Source organism: Paraburkholderia sp. BR10882, from assembly GCF_040948855.1.
GTDB classification, from domain to species: domain Bacteria; phylum Pseudomonadota; class Gammaproteobacteria; order Burkholderiales; family Burkholderiaceae; genus Paraburkholderia; species Paraburkholderia nodosa_A.
In genome coordinates, this window is record NZ_JBFPKP010000009.1 from 212,037 (window position 1) to 236,282 (window position 24,246).

The window sequence follows — 24,246 nt, forward strand, 5'->3', positions numbered from 1 at the left end:
GACAGGCAGGCGCCATGAAGCGCCCGCCGTCGCACGGCCCGAACGGCCATGCGGTGCGGCGGGCGTAGAAGAATGGCTGCAGTGACTCAGAACTTGTGGCGGATGCCGAGGCTCACCATGATTTGCGAACTCGAGCTGCCGTTCAGCCCATAGTCCGCCACGGAAGCGACCGCGGTGGTCAGGATGGAACCCGTTGCGGTCGGTACGCGCTGCGTGCCGTTGGCGTGCTGCCACGCGCCGACGAGGTATACGTCGGTACGCTTGGAGAGGTTGTAGTCGCCGCCCAGCGAGACCTGGTTATAGGTCGCCGAGGTGTCGCCCGCGCTGTGCGTCCACGTATAGCCAACACCGATGAGCGACGCAGGCGTAACCGCGTAGTTCACGAAACCGGCAGCGACGTTGTAGCGCTGGTTGGATGGGAAAAGCGATTGCGAGTCCGCCTTGTACTGCGCGTTGCTATACCGGCCGCCGAACGTAAACGGTCCGGCCACGTATTGCAGGGCAACGGAACCAATGCCGACCCACTTGGCGGTTTCATAGGCGAGGTTCTGAAAACCGCCGTCGAAGGTGCCGTCCGAGGTGCTGGTCCAACCGGTGCGAGGAATCGTGGAGTTGGCATTAGTCATGCGGACGTAGCCCGCCGCGATGCTGAATGAGCCAGTCACATAGCTCGCCGCGGCCGACCAGGTCTGCTGCGAACCTGTCGCGCCCGCGACGCCGCCGAACGCATACATGCCTTCGATCTGGAAGCCCGCGAATTGCGGCGAGAGATACTTGATCGCATTGTTCGTACGAGAGCTGTTGTCGTTGTTGTCCACGTCGCCCGGCGTGGTGAAGGTGCTGCCCCAGTAATTGTCTGCGGTAAGCGGCTGGACCATGTCGACGACCGGGTCGTACTGGCGACCCAGTGTCAGCGTTCCATACTGCTGGTGCGTCAATCCTACGAAGGCTTGACGGCCAAATAGCAAGGTATTGCCGTTGTAGTTGCCCATCTTGCCGCTATTGATGTCGAATCCGCTTTCCAGCTGGAAGATCGCTTTCAGGCCGCCGCCCAGATCTTCCGTTCCCTTCAAGCCCCAGCGGGACCCTTGCAGATTGCCACCTTGCATCCGATACAGATTGTTGCCCTGAGCGTCGGCGTTGTGGACGAACTGAAAGGCTTCGTCGATCACGCCGTACAGGGTAACGCTGCTTTGCGCGTGAGCGACCGGCGCCAACATGGTGAGCGGAACAGGAAGCAACATAAGCGCAAGCTTTTTCATGTTTGCAACTCCTTCACGCACCGGGTAATCGGTATTCCTATATTAGTCGCTTGCTCCGGAACGACCTCAGCGTGAAATTGGTGCCGTTGTCGGCACAAGACATCCAATGCAACATGAATGAAGGCCATGGCTGTGTAACCGCAGCTTAACTAAAGCATTAAAACCGCCATGTTTGCAAATGCCGCGAAGCCCTTCGCTCACCGGGCCGATGTTCGTTTCGCACAAACAATCAGGAGTCCCAATCATTCGAGAAATTCCCTGATCGCGGCGGCAATCTCGTCGGCGTGCGTTTCCAGCGCGAAGTGGCCGGTGTCGAAAAAGCGCACCACGGCTAGCGGCAAGTCGCGCTTGTATGCCTGCGCGCCGGGCGGCAGGAAGAACGGATCGTTCTTGCCCCACACGGCGAGAAACGGCGGACGATGCGTGCGGAAATACGCCTGAAATTCGGGGTAGAGCGCAACGTTGTTCCGGTAGTCGCGGAACAAGTCGAGCTGGATCTCGTGCGCGCCGGGGCGGTTCATATAGTAGTCATCGAGCGAATAGCCGTCCGGCGACACCGCCGACGCATCGGGCACGCCGTGCGTGTATTGCCAGATCGTCGCTTCGCGCGAGAGCAGCGCACGCAGTGCCTCTCGGTTGGCCGGCGACGCGTCCTGCCAGTAAGCCCGAATCGGATTCCAGCCGTCGCTCAGGCCTTCCTCGTAGGCGTTGCCGTTTTGCGAAATGATCGCCGTGATGCGCTCGGGATGCGCAAGCGCGAGGCGAAAGCCCGTGGGCGCGCCATAGTCGAACACGTACACCGCGAACCGCTCGAAGCCGATGCGCTCGGTGAAGCGCGCCATCACCTTCGCAATATTCTCGAACGTGTAAGCGAATTCCTCTCGGTCCGGCAAGTCCGATTGACCGAAGCCCGGCAGATCCGGCGCGACGATATGAAAGCGGTCGGCCAACTTCGGAATGAGGTCGCGGAACATGTGGCCGGCGCTCGGAAAGCCGTGCAACAGCAGGAGCTTCGGCGCGCCGACGCGCCCGGCTTCCCGGTAGAACACGTTGTAGCCGTCGACATCGGCGCGGCGGTAGGCAATGGCAGTCATGGGTTCCTCCAGAGGTGGAACGGAAAAGCTCGCTTTACCGTGAGACATGCTTCGCTCCTTATGTAACCGTGTTGATCGTGCATTAGAGGTTACTGATCCGCGGTGTAACTTGTCAAGAACGATTTTGACGGTTACACTGAATGCACCCTGATTACCCTTTTGCGGCAAGAAAATGGACTACCGTCCCATACCGGCGATATTCGTGGCCGACGCGCCGGGGCTCGACTTCCTGAACTCGGTTGCCACACCGGTGGACGTTCCCATCGACTGGATCGCCGACGGCGAAGGTTTGCTGTCCTGGCTCGCACAGGCGGGCATGGTCCCCGCGCCGGCGCTTGCTGCGCTGCGCGCGCAGTTCACCGCGGCCGGGTTCGACACCGTCGCGGGCGAGGCGCGCGCGCTACGTGAATGGTTCAGGTCCTTCGTGCGGGACAAAAAAGGCCGGCCGCTCGCCGCCGCCGATCTGGGCGAACTCGCGCCGCTCAACGATCTGCTCGCGCGTGACGACCGCTATGGCGAAGTCGTTGCGGTCGGCAGTGACGGCGCGGCGACGTTCGAATACCGCGTGAGTCGCCGCTGGAATACGCCGGAATCGCTCTTGATGCCGATTGCCGAGGCGCTGGCGAAACTCGTCGGCGAGCAGGACTTCACGCACGTGAAAGCCTGCGAAGGCCCGAAATGCACCCTCCTGTTCGCCGACCACACGCGCGGGCACGCGCGCCGCTGGTGCAGCATGGCGATCTGCGGGAATCGCGCCAAAGTGGCCGCGCACCGCAAACGGCTCAAGGAGCGTGAAAGCGCGTAGAACGTATTCGCGCGCCGGGCGCGAGCCTTGCGGGATCTGGCGGACCTACCGGAATGGGAGAGGAACGATGACCGCCAGCAACCCGAAGCCCCATGAACAGGGCGCCAGCAAAGCGAACGAAAACCAGCAGAAACCCACCGAGCACAGCGACGACCAGCGCAGCGCCATGCCCGAGCGCGATGACAAGTCGCGCAAGCAGTCGCCCGCCGACCGCCCGGGCAAGCAGTCCGGCGAAGGGGAGCCTTCGGTGGGTTGATCTAGTGTCTGTAACGCGAAAGAGACTTGCATGGCATCGTGCAAGCCTCTTTCACAATGGTGCCGCACTTACTTCGCATCCCTGAACGAATCGCTTCAATCGCGATCCGGTGCGCCGAGCGGAAAGAGCGGACGATATGGCCGCGCCTCGTTCACGGCCCGCGCGAACGAAGGCCGCGCGAGCAGGCGCTCGCGATAGGCGCGCAGGACGGGATAGGTCGGGGCGATGCGATGCGTCCAGTCAGCATAGAAAAGCGATGAAGACCCGGCGCAGTCCGCCATCGTATAGTCCTCGCCCGCTGCCCACGTCTTGCCCGCGAGGTGGCCTTCGAGCCATGCATAAGCGAGCTCGAGTTTTTCCTCGGCAAAGGCGCGCCCTTCGTCGCGCCGCGCCGGATCGCCGGTCAACGCGCCATCCACGGCGCGCTGCACGGGCGTCATGACATGCAGGTCGAAGAAGCGGTCCAGAAAGCGCACGTCGAGCGCGGCCACGGGATCGGCGGGCAGCAGGCGCACCGGCCCGGGATGCGCGAGCTGCAGGTATTCGATGATGATGCTGGTTTCCGCAACGTTGCGCTCGCCGTCCACGAGCACCGGAAACTTGCGCAGCGGCCAGCGTTGCAGCCACTGCGCCGTATGCTCGGGAGAATCCGGACCGACGCCGCGGAACCCGAAAGGTGTGTCGTTCTCATACAGCGCGATGAGCACTTTCTGCGTGTACGAGGAAAACGGATGTCCATATAGCGCGAGCGGCATCGTCGAGTCTCCTGGTTCGAGCCGGGGAAAGTCGTTGAACCATGCACCGGTTGCGTGCGGATTGCAAGCGTTGCCGGGAACTGCAGCGGCGCATGTTCGGGGAACTGTACATGGCCGCGGCCACATGCATGACGTATCGTGCACGGGCGCGGCTCCCTCTTCTTTCCTTTCGATATGCTCAACATTCTCGGCAAAGCATCGTCCATCAACGTTCGCAAGGTACTCTGGACCTGTGTCGAATTAAACCTGCCCTTCGAGCGTGAGGATTGGGGTTCGGGCTTTCGCTCGACGCATACGCCGGCGTTCCTCACATTGAATCCCAACGCGCTCGTGCCGGTCATCAGGGACGGCGATTTCGTGCTGTGGGAGTCGAACACCATCATCCGCTATCTGGCGTCCCGCTATGGCGGCGCGCATCTCTATCCTGCCGATGCGTGCGAGCGGGCTCGCGTCGATCAATGGATGGACTGGCAGGCGACCGACCTGAACCGTTCGTGGAGCTATGCATTTCTCGCCTTGGTCAGAGCGTCGCCGGCTCACCAGGCGCCCGGCGAAATTGCCCTTTCCATCGAGAGCTGGACCCGGCATATGCGCATTCTCGACGCGCGGCTGCAGGCGACCGGCGCGTTCGTCGCCGGCGCGCAATTCTCGCTGGCCGATATTCCCATTGGGTTGTCGGTGAACCGCTGGTTCGGCACGCCGTTCGAGCATCCGCATTTGCCGGCTGTTGCTGCATATTTCGAACGGCTTGCCGAACGGCCCGGGTTTGCAGTGCATTGCGCAAACGGGACGCCGTGAGGAACGGCGCGGACCGCGGGTCAAATTGCCAGGAAATTCAGGCAGCGAAGTCAGTCGATGTCGACAGATCCTGCCATGTTTGCATTCGTAGCATTCGCGCGCGAACGCCAGGCCGTGCACAATACCGCCATGCAAGCCCAAGACCTCGAACGCCTCGTCACCTTCGCCATGCCCTTCGGCAAATACAAGGGCCGGCTCATCGCCGACCTGCCGGGGCATTACCTCAACTGGTTCGCCCGCGAAGGGTTCCCGCCGGGCGAGATCGGCCGGCTGCTCGCGCTGATGCAGGAACTGGACCATAACGGCCTGAAGGGCTTGCTCGAGCCGCTGCGCAAACGCGGCTAGCGCCAATCGGGCACCCGGCGCAGAATGCCCGGGCGAATCTCTTGCGAGGCTGCCCGACATGGCCAATTTTCAGCCCGATGGATGGCACACCGTTACGCCCCGAATTGTCGTACGCGACGCGGAGAACCTGGTCGCCTTCATCAAGACGGTGTTTCAGGCACAAGGCGCATTTCGCCATGGGTTGCCTGCCGAGATCAGGATCGGCGATTCCGTCGTGATGGTTAGCGGCGCAGACGGTCTTCGCGAGCCGATGCCGGCATTTCTGTACGTCTACGTTCAGGACACCGATTCGACCTACCAGCGAGCGATCGCGGCGAATGCGGTCTCGCTCGAGATTCCTGCCGATCTGCCATATGGCGACAGGCGCGCGATGGTCAGAGATCCGTGGGGAAACACCTGGCAGATTGCCACCCATCAGCGCGACCTTTCCGCTGCCGAGGTCCGTTCAAGGATGGACAGCGAAGGTTAGGCCGATATTCGGGCATTACGCGAATGGGGATTGCAGGACAATCGCATCGTCGCGTTCAGGGCCGGTGGTGACCATCGCCGCGGGCACGCCGACTTCGTTCTGGATCGCTTCGATCAGCGCCGCTGCCTGTGGCGGCAGGTCGCCATAGGAGCGCACGCCCCGGGTCGAACCGGCCCAGCCGTCGAAGCGCCTGAGAACCGGCTGCAGACGCTGCTGCTCGGCGTTCGTGGATGGCATGTAGTCGATGCGCGCCCCATCGAGCATGTAGCCCACACAGAGCTGCAGCGACTCGAAGCCATCGAGCACATCGAGCTTGGTCAGCGCGAGCTGGTTGATGCCTGCGACCTTGCAGCTTTGACGCAGTTGCACGGTGTCCAGCCAGCCGCAGCGTCGCGGGCGGCCGGTGTTGACCCCGTACTCGCCGCCGCGCTGCCGGAGCACGTCGCCGAGCGCGCCGTCCAGTTCCGACGTGAACGGGCCTTCGCCGACGCGCGTCGCATAGACCTTGCTGACGCCAAGCACCCGCCCCAGTTGCGACGGCGCGATGCCGGCCCCGCTGGCCGCGCCCGCGGCGATGGTGCTCGACGACGTCACATAGGGGTAGCTGCCCCAATCCACGTCGAGCATGATCGCCTGCGAGCCTTCGAACACGACGCGCTTGCCCGACGAATGGGCGTGGTCGAGCTGTTCCCAGACGCGGCCCACGAACGGCAGGATGCGCGGCGCCATGGCAAGCAGGCCGCTCAGCATCGGCTCGCGCGGGAATGGCGCCTGGCCCGAGCCGCGAAGCCACGCGTTGTGGTGCTCGAGCAGAACGTCGAGCTTCTCGGCCAGCAGGTCCGGTTCGGCCAGGTCGCACACGCGCAGGCCGCGGCGCCCAACCTTATCCTCGTACGCCGGCCCAATGCCGCGCAAGGTGGTGCCGAGCGGCTTCGCACGCATCCGTTCCTGGGCAGCGTCGAGCGCGCGATGCACCGGCAGCACCAGCGCGGCCGTCTCGGCGATCTGCAACACCTCCGGCGTGACGCGGATACCCAGCGCCGCCATGCGGTCGATCTCCGCGAGCAGCGCCTCGGGATCGAGCGCGACGCCATTGCCGATCAGGCCAAGCTTCCCGCGCACGACGCCGCTGGGTAGCAGCGCCAGCTTGTAGGTCCGGCCGTCCACCACGAGCGTGTGACCGGCGTTGTGGCCACCGTTGTAACGGACGACGATATCCGCCTTCTCCGCGAGCCAGTCGACGATCCGGCCCTTTCCCTCATCGCCCCACTGCGCGCCGACCACGACGACATTCGACATGCGAGATTTTCCCTGGTGAGTTAATCGAACAGATCCAGAACCGGAGCTGCTGCAAAGGGGCTCAATATAGGGCGACTCCGCCGCCACGAAAAGCGATGTAAACTCACGGGACTTGTCAGGAAAAGTCACATAGGAATCCGGTCAATGTCGCGTCGTCTGCCGCCGTTGAACGCCCTGCGCGTATTCGAAGCCGCCGCCCGCGCGGAGAGCTTTTCCATGGCGGCCGAGGAGCTTTGCGTCACGCACGGGGCCGTTAGCCGACAGGTTCGGCAACTGGAGGACTGGCTTGGACTCGATCTGTTCGAACGCCGCGGCCGCAGGGTCGTCTTGACTGCGTCGGGGCGCGCCTACCTGGCCGAGGTATCGGCGGCGCTGGATCGCATCGCGCTGGCCACCAGTGAGCAGCTTCGGGCCACGCGCGCGCAGATCGTGAGGGTCAACGCGCCGACGACGTTCGCGTTGCGCTGGCTATTGCCGCAGCTTTCCAGCTTCCAGCTGACCCATCCGGCAGTGGAGGTCCGGCTGACGACTTCGGACGAGCCAATCGAAAAGCTCGGCGACGAATGCGACGTGGCGATTCGCGGCAGCGAGCAAAAATCGGCGGGCTATGCGGTCAAGGAGTTTTTATCGGAAGTCCGGCTCCCGGTGTGCTCGCCCAAGGTACTGGAGTCTCATCCGATACACCGTGTTTCGGACCTGGCGCACCACACCCTGCTTCACACGGCGACCTATCCCGGCCTTTGGGCGGAATGGCTTGCCGCGAGCGGCCACCCCGGGCTTGCCACGCGCCATTCCCAGCAACTGGATCACTTTTATTTGACCCTGCAAGCCGCCATCGACGGCCTGGGGATCGCAATGGGACCTACCGCGCTCGTCGCGCTCGACGTCAAAGAGGGCCGTCTCGTCTTCCCGTTCGACGGCCCCGCCCTGCCGGCATGGCGCTATTGCAGCTATGTCCGCGAAGCACGCCTCGACGATCCTGCGATCAACACCTTTCTGGCCTGGTTGCGCGAACTCGGCCAGCGCTTTTCACATCGCGCGTAGCGCTGGATTGGCGCAGCGCCTGCTCCGCGGTCGCCGGTTGACAGTGCGGACTCGATGCTTTAAAAAGTAAAGCATGAAAATTCCACGGCCAGGACAACCTGTACGCGGCTCGACCACCGGACGGCCAATCATGGTCGTGCTGGACCTGCTCGGGCGGCGTACCGCACTGCGGATACTGTGGGAACTTCGCGGCGAGGCGCTGACGTTTCGCGCACTCCAGGAAGCGTGCGACACCAATGCCCGCCTGCTCAATACGCGGCTCGCGGAATTGCGGGCGTCCGGTCTCGTCGCGCATGGCGATGGCGGTTACCGCATGACAGCCGAAGGCAGGAAGCTTCTGGCCGCATTGCAGCCGCTGCTGGCCTGGGCGCATCAGTGGGCCGAGCGCGATCCGCAAGGGTTCGACGCCGCCGATCCCGATCACGCCGACCGCGAGGCGTAATTCGCGGTTTTTCATACAAGGGATGTTGCACACCGTGAACCATCTCCGCTGGAAGATCGTGGCAATGCTCGTTGCGCCACTGACGTTCGTGATGACGCTCGACCGCACGGCCATGGCTGTCGCGGCCCCGACGATCCAGAATGAACTGGGCCTGTCGATCGTCGAGATGTCGATGATTCTCACGATCTACTTCTGGGCGTATGCAATCGGGCAGATACCGGCCGGCCGTGCTGCCGAGCGCTTCGGGTCGCGCAAGGTGCTGTTCGGCACGAGCACGCTCTGGTCGCTCATGATGCTCGCCACGCCGCTGGGCACCTCGTTCGCCTGGCTCTTCGGATGCCGCCTCGTGCTGGGCGGGGCGCAGTCTGCGGACTGGTCGAGCAGTGTCGTCGCGCTCAAGCGCTGGGTTCCGGCCAGCGAGCGTGCGAAAGGCAATGCCCTGCTGCTCGCCGGGCTCTATCTTGGCCCGATCGTTTCGGCGCCGCTCACGGCGTGGACCATCGCCCGGTTCGGCTGGCACGCCGTTTTCTTCGGATTCGGCGCGCTGGGCCTGCTGCTCGGCGCGATCTGGTGGTTCGGCTACCGCGACACGCCGGCGGCGCACCCACTCATCACAAAGGCGGAAGTCGAGTACATCGCCGCCGGCCAGCCACCCGAGCGCGTGGCAGCCAGGGGTGCGCTCAGGCGCTGCCTGAAGCAGCCGCGCTTCTGGATCTTCGGTGTCCAGTACTTCCTGCTGGTGCTGATCCAGAGCTTCTACACGACGTGGCTGCCGACCTATCTCATGCGTGCGCGCGGGCTATCGCTCAAGGCGATGGGTCTGTACGCGTCGTTGCCCTGGGTTGCCGTGTTCGTGGCGGTATTCGTCGCGGGGGCATTCAGCGACTGGCTGCTTCGAAAAACCGGCTCGATCTATCGGGCGCGCACGCCCGTTGCAATGACCGGATTCGTCGTGAGCGCGCTCGCATTGACGGCGGCCTCGCGCGCGGAATCGATGGCGATGGTCATCGGCTTGCTGTGCCTCTCTTTTGCCGCGGTGGGATTCGTGCAGGTGGTCGTGTGGTCGGCCACGCAGGATCTCGGGCGCGCGTTCGCCGGTGTCATGTCGGGCTGGACGAACGTGTGGGGCGCACTCTCGAACGTCGCGGGCCCCATGACGCTGGCGTTGATCGTCAAGGTCACGCATAGCTGGGCAAGCGGCATGATCGTGATCGGCGCGGCGGCCGCCTGCGGTGCGCTGCTATGGCTGTTCGTGCACCCTGAGCGCCCCTTGCTCGGCGACGACGCGGCCGGACCGCTGCCGCCTGCAGAAACGGGCGCGGCACCGGAGTCCGTCGATACCGGTGAGGTGTCCGAGGATGGTGGCTTTGCCGATGGCTCGCATGCGGTCAACGAAAGTCTCCATCGGCAGCGTTGAGTGTCTACCCTACGTCATGCCTCCCGGCCGAACGCCGGCGGATGACACGTCAGGCGAGCGGTCCTTCCTTGTCTTTCCGGCTAACCGAGACCGAAATGGCGCTGCCGACGATGAGTGCAATTCCCACAAGTGACAGCGGCTGAAGCATCTCGCCCCAGATGACGTAACCGAATAGCGCCGCCCAGACGATGCTCGTGTAGTTATACGGTGCGAGCTTCCCGACGTCCGCCTGGCGAAAAGCGACCGTCATCAAGATCTGACCTGCGGTCGCGAACGCGCCAAGAAGTGCCATGATCAAGAGCGCCTTCACAGATGGGGTGCGCCAGTTGAACACGACAGTAAGACCGGTAACGACCGTCCCTACGAGGGTGAAAAACAGAACCGTCGTCACCGAGTCGTCGGTAGATCGTATGCGTTTGATCTGGACGATGGACAGCGCGCCGAAGAAAGCACTGAGGAGAAGGAACACTGGACCGAGCCAGCTCGACTGACCGCCACCCGGGCGCACCACGAGCAGCACACCGCAGAATCCGACGAGCGCCGCGGCGACTCCACTTCCCGTCAATCGCTCTCGCAAAACCAAAGGCGCGAGCAGGATGACGATTAGCGTTTCCGAATACGCGAGTGCAACCGCTTCTCCCAATGGGACGTAAGGCAAGCCGGCAAAGAAAAGTCCTGAGGCGCCGAGGAGCGTCAGCGCACGTGCAGTCTGCCCTTTGATGTCGATGTTGGCCAGGCGCTCAGTTATCGAAAGACGCCCACGGCAGCGCATCGCGACTGCCGGCACCAGACCGAAGAGCATCCGGAAGAAGGTGACTTCATTTGCTGGATATTGCAGCGCGACTGTCTTCGCCAGTGCATCCACTACAGCGAAGCAAAACATCGAAGCCAGTATGGTGGCCACGCTGTTCAGCGCAAGCGATGTCGTTCGTGTGGCGCTGGATGATGGCATGGCGATGCGCAGATGTGGTGAGTATTGGCATCATCGCATATGGCCTGCGTCCAAATGGCGAAAGTGGCCGACCGCGACTTGAACGGACAGGCAGGTGGCAATGGCCGAACAGTTGCATTTAAGGCTGCACCAGCTCGAACGGCATCGCAACGTATATTGCGGCGCGTTGCGCGTTTGTATGCGGCCGGCGCGTTCTGGTTGCCAGCACGCACGAACGGCAACTTTCAAGGTGCAATGGACGCTCGCCGCCCGCCTCATCCGGTACGTGCGGTCCGCCGGACCATGCTGGGATCTACCGAAGATTCGCTTGAAAAAACGTGAGCACCATTTCGTCAAACTGCTTGTGAAAGACTATCCGGTTGAATCCGTTCGCATCGGCGCAGAGGTCCGGCTCATTGTTCTTCATTGCCGCAGGACACGGAGCAAGAAAAGCAAAATGCGCCGCGCTGGAAACAATGTGATATTCAGGCCTGTGAGGAAGGGTCCTGGCGAGTGCGTCGGCGTTGCGCGGCAGCACGCCGGCGCCACCGAACTGGGAAGCCCAAAGCTGAATGGGCGCTTGCACATTCTTCAGGCTCGCCGCGGTTGGGAATGCATTGAACGGGTCCGCCAGCACAAAGGCTTTGATCCGTGCGTCATGAGTCAGGTGTTCGGTGGACACCACTCCACTTCGAACCTGTTTGCAAATCGGGGCGCCCGGGTCCGGGCACGTAATATCGGCGTGCGGGAAATCCGGGTTGCCGCCGGCCAACACCAGGCCCGTGTAGCCGCCGCGCGAAAAGCCAAAAAAGCCTATCCGTTGCGGGTCGATTCTGGCTGCGTCGGGGGCGGTGCTCAACATGTAATCGATAAGACGCTTGATGTCGGTCGGTCGCTCGACGAACACAGACATATCGTCGGCCCGGGTCATATCAGAGAATGTATCGCCTGGATGATTGATTGCCGCCACGACAAAGCCCGCCTCGGCCAGCGTCTCGGCAAGGTCTCTGTGGCCAAGGTACGATCCGGCATAGCCGTGCGAAATGACAACGAGGGGAAGCTTTTCGCCAACGGTCGGACAGTCGCGCCGCCCCTTCAGGACATATGGACCGATCGGCACCTCCTGGGCAGGCTCAGCACACGGTGTCCACACGATCGCTTTTAACGCCGGACCGGCGGCATCAGCCGGAATCTGCGCGAACTTTATTCCCGCGGCGTGTGCAATTGCCGTAGACAGGCACAACAGAACGGCCAATATGGACGTTTTCATGTGGTTTTGCGAGGCGAGTTGTCTGCTTCCAATATCCTGATCGGCGGTATCACTGCGAAACGGCTCGAAGGTCGAATTCGGTCGGATCCTGATTTTATCCCCGTGCGCCAACGGCGGGATTTCGGATGATGCGGTCGCTCAGGTGTCCGATTTCCCAAGCAGACCAAACGCTCAATCGCTGGACGCGCGATTCGTCAGCTCGCAACTTCGCGCGCCCTCTAGTCACGCACGATGGCGTGCGGATCGATGGTGTAAGGATGCACGGGAGTGTTGGGACCAATCTCGGCAGCGACGCGCGACAGCCAGGCAGCGAGTGCACGGTAGGCTGGCAGGTCGATACCGATATCGCCTGCCAGGTGGGTATATGCGTAGATCGATATATCGGCAATGGACAGGCCGTCACCGACCAGGAAGGTCGCATCCGTCAGGGACCGATCGAGGGCTCGCAGCGCCTTCGTGGCGGTCTCCTGTTTGTCTGGGACCATCGCAGCATTGCGCTTTAACCGCCCCGTCAATGTCCGGAAACGCAAGGAGCCGATGACCGGTTCGATGTAGTACTGCTCGAAGCTGAGCCATTGAGCAACCTTGGCGCGCCCGAATCGCTCAGAAGGCAGGAAGGCGGTCCCCTCAGACAGGGGCGGCAATTGTTGCGGGCGAAAATGCGGACCGACTCAAACCGACACGCAGACGATACTTCGTCTGCATGGCTAACCATGCGCGACAACATAAAGTACTATTTGCACGGCAGTGGAACGTCGCGTTTGCAATACACGCTTCTCCGCGTTCGACGTTCTCGCGTTGTGAATATGAACCGCGTGTCGAAAGACAGGAGAACTGTGAATGGAGTCGATCCCGCCAATCGCGCCGGCCCAAACCGCGCTTCTCGTCATGCACTATCAGACCGACATTCTCGGGCTCTTCCCATCGGTCGCGCCGGCCTTGCTTGCCAATACGCGCAAGCTCTGCGACGCGGCGCGAACCAAAGGCGTCAGCGTTTATTTCGCCAACCTCCGCTTCAGCCCGGGCTATCCAGAAGTCAGCCCATTGAACAAGAATGGGCAGGGAATCAAGCAACTCGGTCTCTTTGTCGACGACCATATCCCGCCGGAGTTAGGGCGGCAGGCTTGCGAACCCGTCATCGTTGCACACCGGGCCAGCGTGTTCTTCGGCACCGACTTGCAGGCACGACTTCTCGCACAAGGTGTCGATTCGCTGATTATGGTCGGCATCGCATCGACCGGTGTTGTGCTGTCGTCGGTCGCGTATGCGAGCGACGCGGACTTCCGCCTGTATACGGTCAAGGATTGCTGCTATGACCCGGATCCGGTGGTACATGAACACCTGTTCTCCACCGCATTCGATTCGCGCACCACGGTACTCTCGCTCGCGGATGCCTTGCTGCTGCTCGCCTAGATATCCTCGCCTTCTCTCCCCCAAATCCCGCGAAGCAATCAAAAAGCCCCTCTCGATTCAGAAGAGGGGCTTTCGCGTAACGTGTGATGCGTTGGTGCGACGTGCTGTGAGACCACTCAGGACAGTGCGTCGGCGCACTGTCTTACTGACCGAAGTAAACCGGCTTCAAACCGGGAATGGCCGCCGCGGGCGCGCCAGACGCTGACGATCCGCTGACCATCCCGCCGTAACTGCTCCCGCCGTTCTGCGCAGCCACGCGCGCTTCGGCAGCCTGGATATCGGCTGGATAGCTTGCATTGTCGCCGTCACCGACGTGATAGCCAGCCTGTTCGAGCTGGACGAGTTCGGCGCGAACTTGTTCAGTTGTCACGGGGCCGTTCGACTGTGCGAGCGAGAGCACCGGAGCAGCCGCGATAGTAAGGATAACGACAGTTTGAGCAAGGTATTTCATGATTCCTCCTGCAACGAACGAGATCTTGCTCAAGGCGAACCTCCTTGCCTTGAGCACGACTGGGTTGAACATATGCAAACTATCGGCGCTCGAGGGCTGCGACAGCGAGCGTCGCGCAGGCTCGCATCGCCATGCGCTTGCTGCTGCACGGCTTCGGCAAACGCCCGGCGACAGAGCGTCGGCGTTGGGTAGATAAGACTGTATGCGCCGACTCCATGTGCATGGACCAGGCACCTGTCCTAAAAGAGGCTAGGGGATTGTCTTATTCGGCGGGCTGGCTCAGCCCTATTGGCTCTCGATCCACTGAATGGCGAAGCGCGTCAGCTCCTTGCCGCTACGGATGTTCAGCTTTTCCTTGATATTGGCCTGGTGCGCTTCGATGGTCTTCACGCTCCGGTTCAGCTTCTCTGCGATATCGCGGGTGCTGAAGCCGAGTCCGATCAGGTGCAGAACTTCGAATTCCCGTTCCGAAAGGTTCGCAATTTGGCTCTCGGCCTTTTTGTGTGGGACGGCAAGCGCCCGCGCCAGCTTCTCGTGCATGGCGGCGCTCATGTAGATATTCCCCGCCAGCACTTCGCGGATAGCGCTCACGACATGCTCCGTGGCCTCGAGTTTCATGAGATACCCGTTTGCCCCGGACCGCAGTGCGCGTTCGGCAAACAGGCTTTCGTCGTGCATGCTAAGGACAAGGATTGCCAGATCCGGATAACGGTGCCGCAGCGTCTTGACCAGCTCGAGGCCGGAGTCCGTCTGCAGGCTGATGTCCACAATGGCCATGTCGGGCAGACACTTCATCGCCGCGAGCGCTTCGTCTGCGCTGCCCGCTGCACCGCAGACGTGCAGATCCTCCTGCAGATTGAGCAAGAGCGTCATCCCGTCCCGGATGATGGGGTGGTCATCCACGATCAGGATTTGAGTCGCACGGCCTGGGCTAGCGCATTTCCTCTGCACGGCCAGTACCCTCCGGTAGCGGATAGCTAATGGCGACGGTGGTGCCGCCCAAGCCGTTGCGGGTCACGGTGCAGGAGCCGCCCAGAAGGCTCGCCCGGTGGCGCAGGTTGTGCAGTCCAAGACCCGCGGCACGCTCCATTTCCTCAGGGCCGATGCCTACCCCATCGTCGCTGATCGAGAGCGTCTGCAGACCGCCCGCCCGCTCGAGGTCGATCCAGATGCGGTGGCCACGACAATATTTCAGCGCGTTGTTGACGGCTTCCTGTGCGGCTCGGTACAGGTTGATCTGCAGCAGCGGGTCCAGCAAGTCCACATCCGGCGCGATCCGCAGCTTGCAATCTACGCCATCGAGCGCGCCAGCCGTCTCCGCCAGCGCTTGCAGTGCGTCCGCAAGTCCGCCGTATTCCATCGCGACCGGATCGAGGCCGTGGGCGATCCTGCGGGTCATCAGGGACGCCTGCTTCGCGAGGCCGACGACGGTAGCGGCGTCAGCGGCGGCCGGGTGGCCCTGGGTCTGCAGTTTCTGATTCAACGCCGCGCAGTACAGTCCCAGGCTGGTCAGGTGTTGCCCAAGTCCGTCGTGCAGTTCCTGGCCGATGAGTCTCTGCTGCTGATCGCCGATCCGGATCAGCTCGCCCTCCAGCAAACGGCGTCGCTGCATCTCATCTTTTAGCTCGTTGTTCGCCTTCGCGAGGTCTTCGGTACGCTCCTCCACGCGTCGCTCGAGTTCGATGTGGGCCGCCTGCAGCAGATCATGGGCGCCCTGTTCCTGAACGCGTGCCGCCGCCAGCAGCAGTCCCGTCACCGCCACGACGTTCGCGAAGGCGCACCACCTCACCAGGCTGTCCACAGGAGATTCGGCGGCAAAGGGCCCCGTACCGTGGGTAGTGCCCCAGATAGCCACGACCGAGACCACTAGCGTGACGATGCTCGCGCCAAGGCGATCGAAGCGCAGCGCCGCCCAGATAATGAATGGAAAGATCGCGAGCGCTGCCGGGTAGTAGCCGTGCCCCGCAAGTTGCGGGGCACCGAAGATGAGGTAGCTCACCCAAAAGGTCGCAGCAATCAGTCCGCACGCTTCCATGATCCGCTGTGCGGATCGCACAGGGTTTGAATACGTGAGGAGGCTGAACAGGGCCGGCGCCACGACGAGAACCCCCATCATGTCGCCGAGCCACCATTTCAGAAAGGCTGCGGCGTACCGGGCGGCAGGCACGAGTCCCCCTCCCAGCAGGGCGGTCGTGCCGATCAGCGCACTGACCCCCGTACTCGCCACCGCAGCGAGGGCGATGAAGGCCAATACATCGTTGATGCGCGCGAGGGTGATCCGGAATCGTGTCGCGCGGTTGAGCAATAGCGCTGCCGTCAACGGTCCAGCCATGGAGCCGATGCTTATCGCCGCGGCCACGGCAGCAGGCACGCCGCTCGACACGTTGGCGAGGAAGGACCCGACGGCAATACCCGGGGCCACTTCGATGCCGAGTGCGAGCAGCGCAACGAGTGCGATGCCGCTGGAAGGCCATACGAGTGAGATTGCGCCGCCCACTACCGCATAGGAAAGGCCTAGCTTTGCACCGGCGAAATACGCCAGGGCGACCATTCCGGTGTGCAGGAAAAGGCTGAATCTGGAAGTGTCCCGAACGGTGGCCATTTTCGCTTCCAATCCGGAAGCCGGAGTGCGGATACGCTACGTGCCCCCCGGGGGCGAACGCGGAGGGAGCCGCCCGTCAGTCCGTGAGTCACTCGGCGCTTGTTCCCGACCTGACTTTATGATTGTGGTGGCACCCACCGCGTTAATCAAACACTACACAGCACGCCTTATGCGTGAAGTGCTTCACGTTACGGCGTCATTTCGCTGACGATCGCCAACGCCGCAAACATCGAACCGTTTACGGCCTCATGTCGTAACGCCTTTCAACAACGTCAGGTTCTTCGCTCGTTGGTGCTGGTCGGATGCACACCGTGATCAAAGTCAAAGACCGTGGCGTCCGCCTCGGGCGCCAGCGAACCGCGTTTGAACTCAGCCGTCGCGGAAAATAAAGCTGTACGCGCTCAAAGCCGGCACGCCGCCCAGATGCGCGTACAGCACCTTCGACCCGGGCTCGAATTCGCCACGGCGCACTTTGTCGATCATGCCGTGCATCGACTTGCCCTCGTACACGGGGTCGGTCAGCACGCCCTCCAACCGCGCGCACAAACGAATCGCCTCCAGCGTGCCTTCGTTCGGCAGCCCGTACTCAGGGCCGCCGTAACGTGTGTCGAGAATCACGTCCTTCTCGCTGATATCGCGGTTCAGATCGACGAGCCCGGCGGTATGACGTGCGATGCGCGCGATTTGCGCGTGGGTCTTCTCCGGCGTAGCCGAAGCGTCGATGCCGATCACGCGGTCCGCCCGGCCGTCCGCCGCGAAGCCGACCACCATGCCCGCCTGCGTGCTGCCTGTCACCGAGCACACGACGATGTAGTCGAACTTGAAGCCCAATTGCGCCTCCTGCGCCCGCACCTCCTCGGCAAAGCCCACGAAACCGAGGCCGCCGAGCGGATGCTCCGAGCAGCCCGCCGGTATCGCATACGGTTTGCCACCCGCCGCGCGCACGCTCTCTAGCGCCTCCTCCCAGCTCGGTCGAATGCCGATGTCGAAACCGTCTGGCACGAGCCGCACGTCCGCGCCCATCATGCGTGACATCTGGATGTTGCCTACGCGGTCGTAGACGGCATCGGAATAGTTGACCCAGTTCTCCTGGACCAGCACGCACTTCATGCCGAGATGCGCAGCGACGGCTGCAACCTGACGCGTCTGGTTCGACTGGATGCCGCCAATCGAGACTAGCGTGTCGCAACCTTGAGCGAGCGCGTCGGGAATCAGGTACTCGAGCTTGCGCGTCTTGTTGCCGCCAAACGCGAGTCCGCTGTTGCAGTCCTCGCGCTTCGCGTAGAGCTCGACCTTGCCGCCGAGGTGCTGGCTCAGGCGCTTGAGCGGTTGGATGGGCGTGGGTCCGAAAGTGAGTGGATAACGGGGAAAACGCTGGAGGTTCATCGAATATCTCCGGGAGGTCGGCTCATGCGGGGCGTGGTCAACGGTCGGTACGCGCCTGGAACGCGCAATCCGATGGAGAAATGTTAGGCGCGATGCCGCGAAATGAGCTTGCTAAAAAAATATCGACGGCCTACGTTTAAAGCATTCTTTTTGGCTTCGAAAAACTTTTAATGTGCAAAACGGTTAAACGACGCAATGAAATTAACCAGACACTCTCCCGCTACGCCGAATGAGCCGCCTGCATTGGATCGCATCGATCGCGCGATCCTCAGGCATTTGCAGCAGGACGCATCGATTTCCAATGTCAGCCTCGCTGCCAGGGTGAAGCTCAGTGCGCCCGCGTGCCTGCGGCGTGTGGAACGGCTCAAGGAGTTAGGGCTGATACGCGGAATCGTCGCGCTGCTCGACCCGAAGGCGCTCGGCGCAGGCATGCTGGTCGTGATCGGCTTCGTGCTCGACCGCTCGACGCCCGAGGCGTTCGCCGCATTCGAGAAAGCGGCCCAGAAGGTTTCAGGCTGTGTGGAATGCCACGTCGTGACCGGCGAATTCGATTACTTCATGCTGGTGCGCACGCGCGACAACGAAAGCTTCAACCAGCTGCATGCGGAGCAGTTGTTGTACTTGCCGGGCGTGCGGCAGGTTCGCAGCTTCATGGTGCTCAAGGAGATTCTGTCGACGCATGCGTTACCGCTGTGACGGTGCGCGCGAATGCAATCCATTGAAAATGGCTGCGCGAATTTCGATGCGATGCGGGGAAGTGAATCAGGATGATGAAGCAACGTGCTCGAAGGCCACGCGTTCTGTTGGTGGAGGTAAGCGGGATCGAACCGCTGACCTCTTGCATGCCATGCAAGCGCTCTCCCAGCTGAGCTATACCCCCATGCAGAACGGCTTCTGCGCCAGTGGGATGACGCAGAATCGAACAGGTCAGCTTGCGGACCTGCTCGAAGAGCGGCGATTATATACGCGGCGCACGCATCCTCGCAAGCACTCCCGCGCGCTCGCCTGGAACTATGTTGGAGTCCTTATGATTGCCCGCAAAATAAAAAGCCGGCTTATCAGCCGGCTCTCTTGGGCCATTCGCAGCAGAAGCGCGCGAATGCAATTCGCTCCAGTATCACCACGCAGGTCCCGCGCACGATACTCGATTCAATTTTGGTGCCGACGGCGAGACTCGAACTCGCACAGCTTTCGCCACTACCCCCTCAAGATAGCGTGTCTACCAATTTCACCACGTCGGCAATCCAATACAACTCGGGACGCGTAAAGATCCCGTCTCTTCTCGCCTCGTGGGCTCGAAGGGTCGCCATTGTATCGACTCGCCGCGCATTTTTGAAGGCCCCGCGCGAAGATTTTTTGAAGCCCCGCGCCAACGCTTAAAACTCCGGCGTTGAAGTCAATTCAGGCGTGCGCCCGAGTCCCGCGCCCGGTGATTCGACCCCGCCGCACTCCAGCAGCGCCGGTTGGCCGCATTCTCCAGCCTTTCTTTGGTCGCTCATGACTATCTCCGCAGTTAATATCGCCTTGAGCGCATCGCGCGTGCCGGCAAAAGTTCGCCCTGCGTGGCGCCCGCGCCGGCATTCTGCAGTGATCCGGGAACATGTCTGGCTCCAGCTTTGTGAACCCACTCATAGGCTCCAGGCTCGTCGCGAGCGACGAGCCCAACGACATGAACACCTCCTCCGATTTGATCATTGCCCTTCCTGAGGGACTGTACTGCCCGCCGGGGGCGTTTTACATCGATCCATGGCAGCCGGTCGAACGGGCGATCATTACTCATGCGCACGCTGACCATGCACGCGTTGGTCATCGCCACTACCTGGCGGCACAAGCGGGACTCGGCGTACTGCAGACCCGATTGCCAGGTATCGCAGTGCAGGGTTTGCCGTACGGCGAACAGATCGAAGTCAATGGCGTGCGCGTGTCATTGCATCCGGCAGGACACGTGCTCGGCTCGGCCCAGGTGCGGCTCGAGCATGCCGGGCGTGTATGGGTCGCATCGGGAGACTACAAGATCGAACCGGACCCGACATGCACGCCGTTCGAACCGGTCCGGTGCGACACGTTCATCACGGAATCGACTTTCGGCTTGCCTGTCTACCGGTGGGAACCGTCGCATGCCGTATTCGACGGCATCAACGCCTGGTGGCGGCATAACGCGGCCCAAGGGCTGGCGTCGGTGCTGTTTTGCTATTCCTTCGGCAAAGGGCAGCGTGTGCTCGCCGGCGTGGACCCTGGCATCGGCCCGATCTTCTGCCACGGCGCCGTCGAAACGTTGAATCGAATCTATCGTGATGCGGCAGTCGACTTGCCCGCGACGCGACGCGTCGGCGAAATCCCGATGCACGACAAGGCCGCATTCAGAAACGCGCTGATCATTGCGCCGCCCTCCGCGAAAGGCAGCGCGTGGACACGGCGTTTCGGCGAGCATCGCGACGCATTGGCATCTGGCTGGATGCGTTTGCGTGGTGCGAGACGCAGGCGCGGAGTCGACCGGGGATTCGTCTTGTCGGATCATGCGGACTGGCCCGGTCTCAACGATGCCATCAAAGCAACTGGCGCTGAGCGCGTGATCGTCACGCACGGTTACATCGAGCCGATGGTGCGATGGCTTCTCGAACATGGATTCGATGCCGGCACCTTCGCAACCGAATATGGCGGCGACGCGATCGAGGCAGACGCCGATGCCGCCACGACGGAGGACGCGCCGAAATGAAACGGTTTGCGGCACTCTACGCAGCGCTCGACGCGACGACGTCCACCAACGACAAGCTCGAAGCATTGGTTGCCTATTTTTCCGGCGCCGAACCTGAAGACGCGGCGTGGGCGGCGTACTTCCTCGCAGGTGGGAAGCCTCGCCAGTCGGTGCCTACGCGAATGCTGATCGAATGCGCACGCGATTGCGCCGGCCTGCCGCAATGGCTGTTCGACGAGTCATATCAGGCAGTCGGCGACCTCGCAGAGACGATCGCGCACGTGCTGCCGCCAGCGTCGCGTGAATCGGAACTGGGTCTGGCGCAATGGGTCGGGCAGCGCCTGCTGACGTTGCGAGGCAGCGAGCCGGACGCCGTACGCGAGCGTTTGACCGCCTACTGGGACGAACTGAACTGGAGCGAGCGGTTTTTGCTCACCAAGCTCATCGGCGGCGGTTTTCGCGTCGGCGTCTCACGGCAGCTCGTCGTGCGCGCGCTCGCGCAGGTCGCGGGCGTCGACCACAAACGCATCGCGCAGCGCTTCGTCGGTTGGACGCATTCGCACAAGACACCGACAGCCGCCGGGTATCTCCGGCTAATCACCGCTTCGGCCGATGGCGACGACACCGACACGCCGCAAGCCACCGACATCGGCTTGCCCTATCCGTTCTTTCTCGCGCATCCGTTGCAGGCCGACCCCACAACGCTCGGCCCGACCGCGGACTGGATCTTCGAATGGAAATGGGACGGCATTCGCGCACAACTCGTCAAACGCGCAGGACGCGTCTGGATCTGGTCGCGGGGCGAAGACCTCGTAACCGAACGTTTTCCGGAGCTGGAGGCGATGGCTGCTGCGTTGCCGAACGGCTCGGTCATAGACGGGGAAATTCTCGCGTGGGAACCGGGGGCGAGTGCACCATTGCCATTCGCGCGTCTGCAGCCGCGTATCACGCGCAAGTCGCTGACCAGAAAGGTGCTCAGCGAGTCGCCCGCCGCGATGGTCGCATACGACCTGCTCGAAGCCGAGGGTCGCGATCTGCGCACGCAACCGCTCGAAATACGACGCGCGCGACTCGACGCGCTTGTCCAGTCGTTGTCGCAATCGCCCGCGACCGAATTGCTGCGCGTATCGCCGGTCGTGGCCGCCGAAGACTGGAACGCGATCAGGCAATTGCGCGAGGAGAGCCGCGCGCGCAGCGTCGAAGGGTTGATGCTGAAACAGCGGACATCGATGTACGGCGTCGGACGTACCAAGGCATCGGGTACGTGGTGGAAATGGAAGATCGATCCGTTTTCGATCGACGCCGTGCTGCTGTACGCCCAACGTGGTCACGGCCGGCGGGCGAGCCTCTTCACGGACTACACGTTTGCGGTCTGGGACGAAGCAGACGGCGTGCGCACGCTGGTGCCGTTCGCCAAGGCGTACTCAGGACTCACCGACGAAGAAATCCGCAAAGTCGATGCAATCGTGCGCAAGACGACAATTGAGAAGTTCGGACCGGTGCACGGCGTCACACCAACCCTGGTGTTCGAGATCGGCTTCGAAGGAATTCAGGCAAGCTCGCGGCATAAGTCGGGCATCGCAGTGCGCTTTCCCCGGATGCTGCGTTGGCGCACCGACAAGTCAGTCGAGGACGCGGATACGCTCGGCATGCTCAAGGGCTTCTTGAGCGAGGCACAGACATGAGCGCGTTCGCACCTGGCGCCTGAGTGTTGCGAGCGAGCCGCTTTCGTTGCGACGACGCCGCGGCCGCCATTACGCATGACTCGTACCTGTCAGGTCTTCGTTGCGTGCGCGGGAACAGGCTGTGCTGAGTGTCAGCAAACACCCGACTGGGATGAACCGCGGCAGCGCTCCCCGTTCGCAAGATCGAAGAGGAAACCATCATGGGCAAAGTGCGGATCGGCATTTCCGGCTGGCGCTATGATGGTTGGCGCGGCACGTTCTATCCGCCCGGCTGGCCGCAAAAGCGCGAGCTCGACTTCGCGTCGCGCGCCGTGCAGACCATCGAAATTAACGGCACGCACTACAGTCTGCAATCGCCGGCATCGTTCGAGCACTGGCGCGACGAAACGCCGGAAGGTTTCGTCTTCAGCATCAAGGGCGCGCGCTACCTCACACACATGCTGCGCTTCCGCGACGAAACGGTAACCATTGCCTGCGCGAACTTCTTTGCGCAAGGGTTGCTCGCACTGAACGACAAGTTGGGGCCTTTACTCTGGCAGTTCCCGCCAAATTACACCTTCCATGTCGAGCGCCTCGAACGCTTCCTCGCACTGCTGCCGCCCGACACGGAAGCCGCACTGCGTCTGGCGAGGCGCCACGACGCGCGGGTGAAGGCTCCGTGGCTCACCATCGACCAGAACCGGACCATGCGCCACGCCATCGAAATCCGTCATGCGAGTTTCGTTGTCCCTGCGTTCGTGGATCTGCTACGACGCTATCGGGTCGCGCTCGTGGTGTCCGACTCCACCGAGCCGTGGCCGTATGCCGAGGACGCCACGGCCGACTTCACCTACGCGCGGCTGCATGGCTCGACCGGAAGATATGCGGGCGCCTACAGCGACGCGTCGCTGGACAAATGGGAAGCCCGCTTCAGAGCATGGAGCGAGGGGAAATCCGCCGCGCACGCGCGACTCATCGCTCCGGAACTCGGTGCATCTGAGCGCAAGCCGCGCGACGTGTACTGCTATTTCGACAACGATCAGAAGACCGAAGCCCCTTTCGACGCTCGCCGGCTGATGACCCGGTTTGGTTGCGCGCAAGAAACGCCGCCACGTCGCGACTATACGGATTGCTGAGCAAGCTGGTTGAAGTAATGCTCAATACGCGAGAACGCGTATTGAGCGGCCGCGGCGCGAATCTCGTTGCGCGATCCCACAAAGCGCTCGGTTTCGGTGAAGGTCACGCATCGCCCATCTTCCAGACGCCAGGACCAGCCGAAGCACTGGGTGCCGGCCGGCGGCCCATTGCCGTCGCAGACCGCGTCGGCAACCCCGGTATTGGAGACGGCTACATCCGCGTTGCACCCATCCGCCGCCAGCGCTCCTTCGGCCATCTCGCGCGCGACCTCTTCGCTCGTGAGCCCGTAACGCTCCATCGTCTCTTCGCGCACGCCGAGGAAACCGGCCTTTCCCGTGGGCGAGTACGCGACGAACCCGACGTCCAGGCACCCACCGCTTCCCGGCACGGCAGCCAGCGTGGCGGCCATCAGTCCGCCCGTGCATGACTCCGCGGTGGCGAGTTTGCGCCCCACGGAGGTCAGAAATGAGACGACGTGCTGTTCGATACCCATCGCAAGTCTCCACGTTTTCCGGCACATCGCTCATTCCGGAACGACGGCGCTCACGGGCAACGTCCGCTTATGGCGCGTCGCTGCATGGAATCGCCGCATCATCAAACTCCCTTCGGATTTTTGAGCCGCGCTTTTTGCTCCCTCGCCTTCGTTCGCTCGGGTGCTGTCCTGTCCGCGCAAGGAGCGTGCCCTGGGTGCCGCCCGCGCGGTACGCCAGT

25 protein-coding genes and 2 tRNA genes are annotated in these 24,246 nt (G+C 62.4%); 13 read left to right on the top strand and 14 right to left on the bottom strand.

The annotated features are described in order from the left end of the window. Positions 1–86: 86 nt before the first annotated feature. Both AB3X99_RS23490 and AB3X99_RS23495 read right to left on the bottom strand, forming a co-directional pair. Positions 87–1,262 (bottom strand): porin, encoded by a 1,176-nt coding sequence (locus tag AB3X99_RS23490; protein WP_368618301.1) that lies wholly within the window; start codon positions 1,260–1,262, stop codon positions 87–89. Between the two features lie 242 nt (positions 1,263–1,504). Then, positions 1,505–2,356, bottom strand: a complete 852-nt coding sequence (locus AB3X99_RS23495; protein ID WP_368618302.1) for an alpha/beta fold hydrolase — start codon at positions 2,354–2,356, stop codon at positions 1,505–1,507. A gap of 172 nt (positions 2,357–2,528) precedes the next feature. On the opposite strand from AB3X99_RS23495, the gene AB3X99_RS23500 reads away from it, so the two are divergent. Beyond that, on the top strand, positions 2,529–3,161 hold the full coding sequence (locus AB3X99_RS23500) for an ABATE domain-containing protein (RefSeq protein WP_368618303.1): 633 nt from the start codon (positions 2,529–2,531) through the stop codon (positions 3,159–3,161). Positions 3,162–3,228: 67 nt separating this feature from the next. Beyond that, positions 3,229–3,417 (top strand): hypothetical protein, encoded by a 189-nt coding sequence (locus AB3X99_RS23505; RefSeq protein WP_342948599.1) that lies wholly within the window; start codon positions 3,229–3,231, stop codon positions 3,415–3,417. Positions 3,418–3,512: 95 nt separating this feature from the next. Here AB3X99_RS23505 and AB3X99_RS23510 read toward each other — a convergent pair whose 3' ends face one another. After that, on the bottom strand, positions 3,513–4,172 hold the full coding sequence (locus AB3X99_RS23510; protein ID WP_368618304.1) for a glutathione S-transferase family protein: 660 nt from the start codon (positions 4,170–4,172) through the stop codon (positions 3,513–3,515). 174 nt (positions 4,173–4,346) lie between these two features. On the opposite strand from AB3X99_RS23510, the gene AB3X99_RS23515 reads away from it, so the two are divergent. The 3 genes from AB3X99_RS23515 (at position 4,347) to AB3X99_RS23525 (ending at position 5,784) form a co-directional block, all read left to right on the top strand. Then, the gene (locus AB3X99_RS23515) at positions 4,347–4,970 is read left to right on the top strand and encodes a glutathione S-transferase family protein (RefSeq protein ID WP_368618363.1); all 624 of its coding nucleotides are present in this window, start codon (positions 4,347–4,349) and stop codon (positions 4,968–4,970) included. 129 nt (positions 4,971–5,099) lie between these two features. Further along, positions 5,100–5,315, top strand: coding sequence for a DUF3820 family protein (locus AB3X99_RS23520; protein ID WP_069263529.1), 216 nt, complete (start codon positions 5,100–5,102; stop codon positions 5,313–5,315). A 58-nt stretch (positions 5,316–5,373) separates the two neighbouring features. Then, positions 5,374–5,784, top strand: coding sequence for a VOC family protein (locus AB3X99_RS23525; RefSeq protein ID WP_368602731.1), 411 nt, complete (start codon positions 5,374–5,376; stop codon positions 5,782–5,784). A 15-nt stretch (positions 5,785–5,799) separates the two neighbouring features. On the opposite strand, the gene AB3X99_RS23530 is transcribed toward AB3X99_RS23525, so the two are convergent. Beyond that, a complete protein-coding gene (locus AB3X99_RS23530) occupies positions 5,800–7,083 on the bottom strand; it encodes an adenylosuccinate synthase (protein ID WP_368618305.1) in 1,284 nt (427 codons plus the stop codon). Between the two features lie 144 nt (positions 7,084–7,227). On the opposite strand from AB3X99_RS23530, the gene gcvA reads away from it, so the two are divergent. From gcvA to AB3X99_RS23545, 3 genes are all read left to right on the top strand, one after another. Then, positions 7,228–8,127: a transcriptional regulator GcvA gene (gene gcvA, locus AB3X99_RS23535; RefSeq protein ID WP_368618306.1), complete on the top strand. Its 900-nt coding sequence runs from the start codon at positions 7,228–7,230 to the stop codon at positions 8,125–8,127. A gap of 130 nt (positions 8,128–8,257) precedes the next feature. Then, entirely contained in the window at positions 8,258–8,569 is a 312-nt protein-coding gene (locus AB3X99_RS23540; RefSeq protein ID WP_256094589.1) for a winged helix-turn-helix transcriptional regulator, read from the top strand. A 34-nt stretch (positions 8,570–8,603) separates the two neighbouring features. Further along, positions 8,604–9,986: an MFS transporter gene (locus AB3X99_RS23545; protein ID WP_368618307.1), complete on the top strand. Its 1,383-nt coding sequence runs from the start codon at positions 8,604–8,606 to the stop codon at positions 9,984–9,986. A 49-nt stretch (positions 9,987–10,035) separates the two neighbouring features. Here AB3X99_RS23545 and AB3X99_RS23550 read toward each other — a convergent pair whose 3' ends face one another. From AB3X99_RS23550 to AB3X99_RS23560, 3 genes are all read right to left on the bottom strand, one after another. Next, positions 10,036–10,938, bottom strand: a complete 903-nt coding sequence (locus AB3X99_RS23550; RefSeq protein ID WP_368618308.1) for a DMT family transporter — start codon at positions 10,936–10,938, stop codon at positions 10,036–10,038. Positions 10,939–11,230: 292 nt separating this feature from the next. After that, complete coding sequence (locus tag AB3X99_RS23555) at positions 11,231–12,187, bottom strand: alpha/beta hydrolase family protein (RefSeq protein ID WP_368618309.1); 957 nt, start codon at positions 12,185–12,187, stop codon at positions 11,231–11,233. Positions 12,188–12,405: 218 nt separating this feature from the next. Then, a complete protein-coding gene (locus tag AB3X99_RS23560) occupies positions 12,406–12,831 on the bottom strand; it encodes a glutathione S-transferase family protein (RefSeq protein ID WP_368618310.1) in 426 nt (141 codons plus the stop codon). A gap of 196 nt (positions 12,832–13,027) precedes the next feature. Here AB3X99_RS23560 and AB3X99_RS23565 point away from each other — a divergent pair, with 196 nt between their 5' ends. After that, a complete protein-coding gene (locus AB3X99_RS23565) occupies positions 13,028–13,600 on the top strand; it encodes an isochorismatase family cysteine hydrolase (protein WP_141710623.1) in 573 nt (190 codons plus the stop codon). Positions 13,601–13,742: 142 nt separating this feature from the next. Here AB3X99_RS23565 and AB3X99_RS23570 read toward each other — a convergent pair whose 3' ends face one another. The 4 genes from AB3X99_RS23570 to AB3X99_RS23585 all read right to left on the bottom strand — a co-directional run bounded on the left by AB3X99_RS23570 (position 13,743) and on the right by AB3X99_RS23585 (position 18,039). Then, on the bottom strand, positions 13,743–14,051 hold the full coding sequence (locus tag AB3X99_RS23570) for a DUF4148 domain-containing protein (RefSeq protein ID WP_069263525.1): 309 nt from the start codon (positions 14,049–14,051) through the stop codon (positions 13,743–13,745). Positions 14,052–14,336: 285 nt separating this feature from the next. Then, positions 14,337–14,954: a response regulator transcription factor gene (locus AB3X99_RS23575; protein ID WP_342949778.1), complete on the bottom strand. Its 618-nt coding sequence runs from the start codon at positions 14,952–14,954 to the stop codon at positions 14,337–14,339. A gap of 28 nt (positions 14,955–14,982) precedes the next feature. Then, entirely contained in the window at positions 14,983–16,653 is a 1,671-nt protein-coding gene (locus AB3X99_RS23580) for an MASE1 domain-containing protein (protein ID WP_368618311.1), read from the bottom strand. 369 nt (positions 16,654–17,022) lie between these two features. Beyond that, positions 17,023–18,039: a 1-aminocyclopropane-1-carboxylate deaminase gene (locus AB3X99_RS23585; protein WP_368618312.1), complete on the bottom strand. Its 1,017-nt coding sequence runs from the start codon at positions 18,037–18,039 to the stop codon at positions 17,023–17,025. A 195-nt stretch (positions 18,040–18,234) separates the two neighbouring features. Between AB3X99_RS23585 and AB3X99_RS23590 the strand changes: the two genes are divergently transcribed. Further along, entirely contained in the window at positions 18,235–18,735 is a 501-nt protein-coding gene (locus AB3X99_RS23590) for an Lrp/AsnC family transcriptional regulator (RefSeq protein ID WP_342949775.1), read from the top strand. Between the two features lie 108 nt (positions 18,736–18,843). Here the strand turns inward: AB3X99_RS23590 and AB3X99_RS23595 are convergent. Both AB3X99_RS23595 and AB3X99_RS23600 read right to left on the bottom strand, forming a co-directional pair. Beyond that, positions 18,844–18,919, bottom strand: a tRNA-Ala gene (locus tag AB3X99_RS23595). 276 nt (positions 18,920–19,195) lie between these two features. Next, a tRNA-Leu gene (locus tag AB3X99_RS23600) sits at positions 19,196–19,280 on the bottom strand. Positions 19,281–19,708: 428 nt separating this feature from the next. Between AB3X99_RS23600 and AB3X99_RS23605 the strand changes: the two genes are divergently transcribed. From AB3X99_RS23605 to AB3X99_RS23615, 3 genes are all read left to right on the top strand, one after another. After that, positions 19,709–20,755 (top strand): ligase-associated DNA damage response exonuclease, encoded by a 1,047-nt coding sequence (locus AB3X99_RS23605; RefSeq protein WP_368618313.1) that lies wholly within the window; start codon positions 19,709–19,711, stop codon positions 20,753–20,755. Further along, on the top strand, positions 20,752–22,419 hold the full coding sequence (locus AB3X99_RS23610) for an ATP-dependent DNA ligase (RefSeq protein ID WP_069263103.1): 1,668 nt from the start codon (positions 20,752–20,754) through the stop codon (positions 22,417–22,419). The genes AB3X99_RS23605 and AB3X99_RS23610 overlap by 4 nt, the downstream gene beginning before the upstream one ends. Before the next feature lie 200 nt (positions 22,420–22,619). Further along, positions 22,620–23,534: a DUF72 domain-containing protein gene (locus AB3X99_RS23615; protein WP_368618314.1), complete on the top strand. Its 915-nt coding sequence runs from the start codon at positions 22,620–22,622 to the stop codon at positions 23,532–23,534. On the opposite strand, the gene AB3X99_RS23620 is transcribed toward AB3X99_RS23615, so the two are convergent. Continuing rightward, positions 23,519–24,028 (bottom strand): CinA family protein, encoded by a 510-nt coding sequence (locus tag AB3X99_RS23620; RefSeq protein WP_368618315.1) that lies wholly within the window; start codon positions 24,026–24,028, stop codon positions 23,519–23,521. The genes AB3X99_RS23615 and AB3X99_RS23620 overlap by 16 nt on opposite strands. Positions 24,029–24,246 lie beyond the last annotated feature (218 nt).

What these genes read in the sequence shown, in the direction of transcription:
- AB3X99_RS23590 (WP_342949775.1), top strand. Translation starts at nt 18,235, where the DNA reads ATGAAATTAACCAGACACTCTCCCGCTACGCCGAATGAGCCGCCTGCA.
- AB3X99_RS23610 (WP_069263103.1), top strand. Translation starts at nt 20,752, where the DNA reads ATGAAACGGTTTGCGGCACTCTACGCAGCGCTCGACGCGACGACGTCC.
- AB3X99_RS23515 (WP_368618363.1), top strand. Translation starts at nt 4,347, where the DNA reads ATGCTCAACATTCTCGGCAAAGCATCGTCCATCAACGTTCGCAAGGTA.
- AB3X99_RS23510 (WP_368618304.1), bottom strand. Translation starts at nt 4,172, where the DNA reads ATGCCGCTCGCGCTATATGGACATCCGTTTTCCTCGTACACGCAGAAA.
- AB3X99_RS23490 (WP_368618301.1), bottom strand. Translation starts at nt 1,262, where the DNA reads ATGAAAAAGCTTGCGCTTATGTTGCTTCCTGTTCCGCTCACCATGTTG.
- AB3X99_RS23570 (WP_069263525.1), bottom strand. Translation starts at nt 14,051, where the DNA reads ATGAAATACCTTGCTCAAACTGTCGTTATCCTTACTATCGCGGCTGCT.
- AB3X99_RS23585 (WP_368618312.1), bottom strand. Translation starts at nt 18,039, where the DNA reads ATGAACCTCCAGCGTTTTCCCCGTTATCCACTCACTTTCGGACCCACG.
- AB3X99_RS23540 (WP_256094589.1), top strand. Translation starts at nt 8,258, where the DNA reads ATGGTCGTGCTGGACCTGCTCGGGCGGCGTACCGCACTGCGGATACTG.
- AB3X99_RS23620 (WP_368618315.1), bottom strand. Translation starts at nt 24,028, where the DNA reads ATGGGTATCGAACAGCACGTCGTCTCATTTCTGACCTCCGTGGGGCGC.
- AB3X99_RS23505 (WP_342948599.1), top strand. Translation starts at nt 3,229, where the DNA reads ATGACCGCCAGCAACCCGAAGCCCCATGAACAGGGCGCCAGCAAAGCG.
- AB3X99_RS23565 (WP_141710623.1), top strand. Translation starts at nt 13,028, where the DNA reads ATGGAGTCGATCCCGCCAATCGCGCCGGCCCAAACCGCGCTTCTCGTC.
- AB3X99_RS23605 (WP_368618313.1), top strand. Translation starts at nt 19,709, where the DNA reads ATGAACACCTCCTCCGATTTGATCATTGCCCTTCCTGAGGGACTGTAC.
- gcvA (WP_368618306.1), top strand. Translation starts at nt 7,228, where the DNA reads ATGTCGCGTCGTCTGCCGCCGTTGAACGCCCTGCGCGTATTCGAAGCC.
- AB3X99_RS23530 (WP_368618305.1), bottom strand. Translation starts at nt 7,083, where the DNA reads ATGTCGAATGTCGTCGTGGTCGGCGCGCAGTGGGGCGATGAGGGAAAG.
- AB3X99_RS23500 (WP_368618303.1), top strand. Translation starts at nt 2,529, where the DNA reads ATGGACTACCGTCCCATACCGGCGATATTCGTGGCCGACGCGCCGGGG.
- AB3X99_RS23550 (WP_368618308.1), bottom strand. Translation starts at nt 10,938, where the DNA reads ATGCCATCATCCAGCGCCACACGAACGACATCGCTTGCGCTGAACAGC.
- AB3X99_RS23580 (WP_368618311.1), bottom strand. Translation starts at nt 16,653, where the DNA reads ATGGCCACCGTTCGGGACACTTCCAGATTCAGCCTTTTCCTGCACACC.
- AB3X99_RS23555 (WP_368618309.1), bottom strand. Translation starts at nt 12,187, where the DNA reads ATGAAAACGTCCATATTGGCCGTTCTGTTGTGCCTGTCTACGGCAATT.
- AB3X99_RS23525 (WP_368602731.1), top strand. Translation starts at nt 5,374, where the DNA reads ATGGCCAATTTTCAGCCCGATGGATGGCACACCGTTACGCCCCGAATT.
- AB3X99_RS23520 (WP_069263529.1), top strand. Translation starts at nt 5,100, where the DNA reads ATGCAAGCCCAAGACCTCGAACGCCTCGTCACCTTCGCCATGCCCTTC.
- AB3X99_RS23615 (WP_368618314.1), top strand. Translation starts at nt 22,620, where the DNA reads ATGGGCAAAGTGCGGATCGGCATTTCCGGCTGGCGCTATGATGGTTGG.
- AB3X99_RS23495 (WP_368618302.1), bottom strand. Translation starts at nt 2,356, where the DNA reads ATGACTGCCATTGCCTACCGCCGCGCCGATGTCGACGGCTACAACGTG.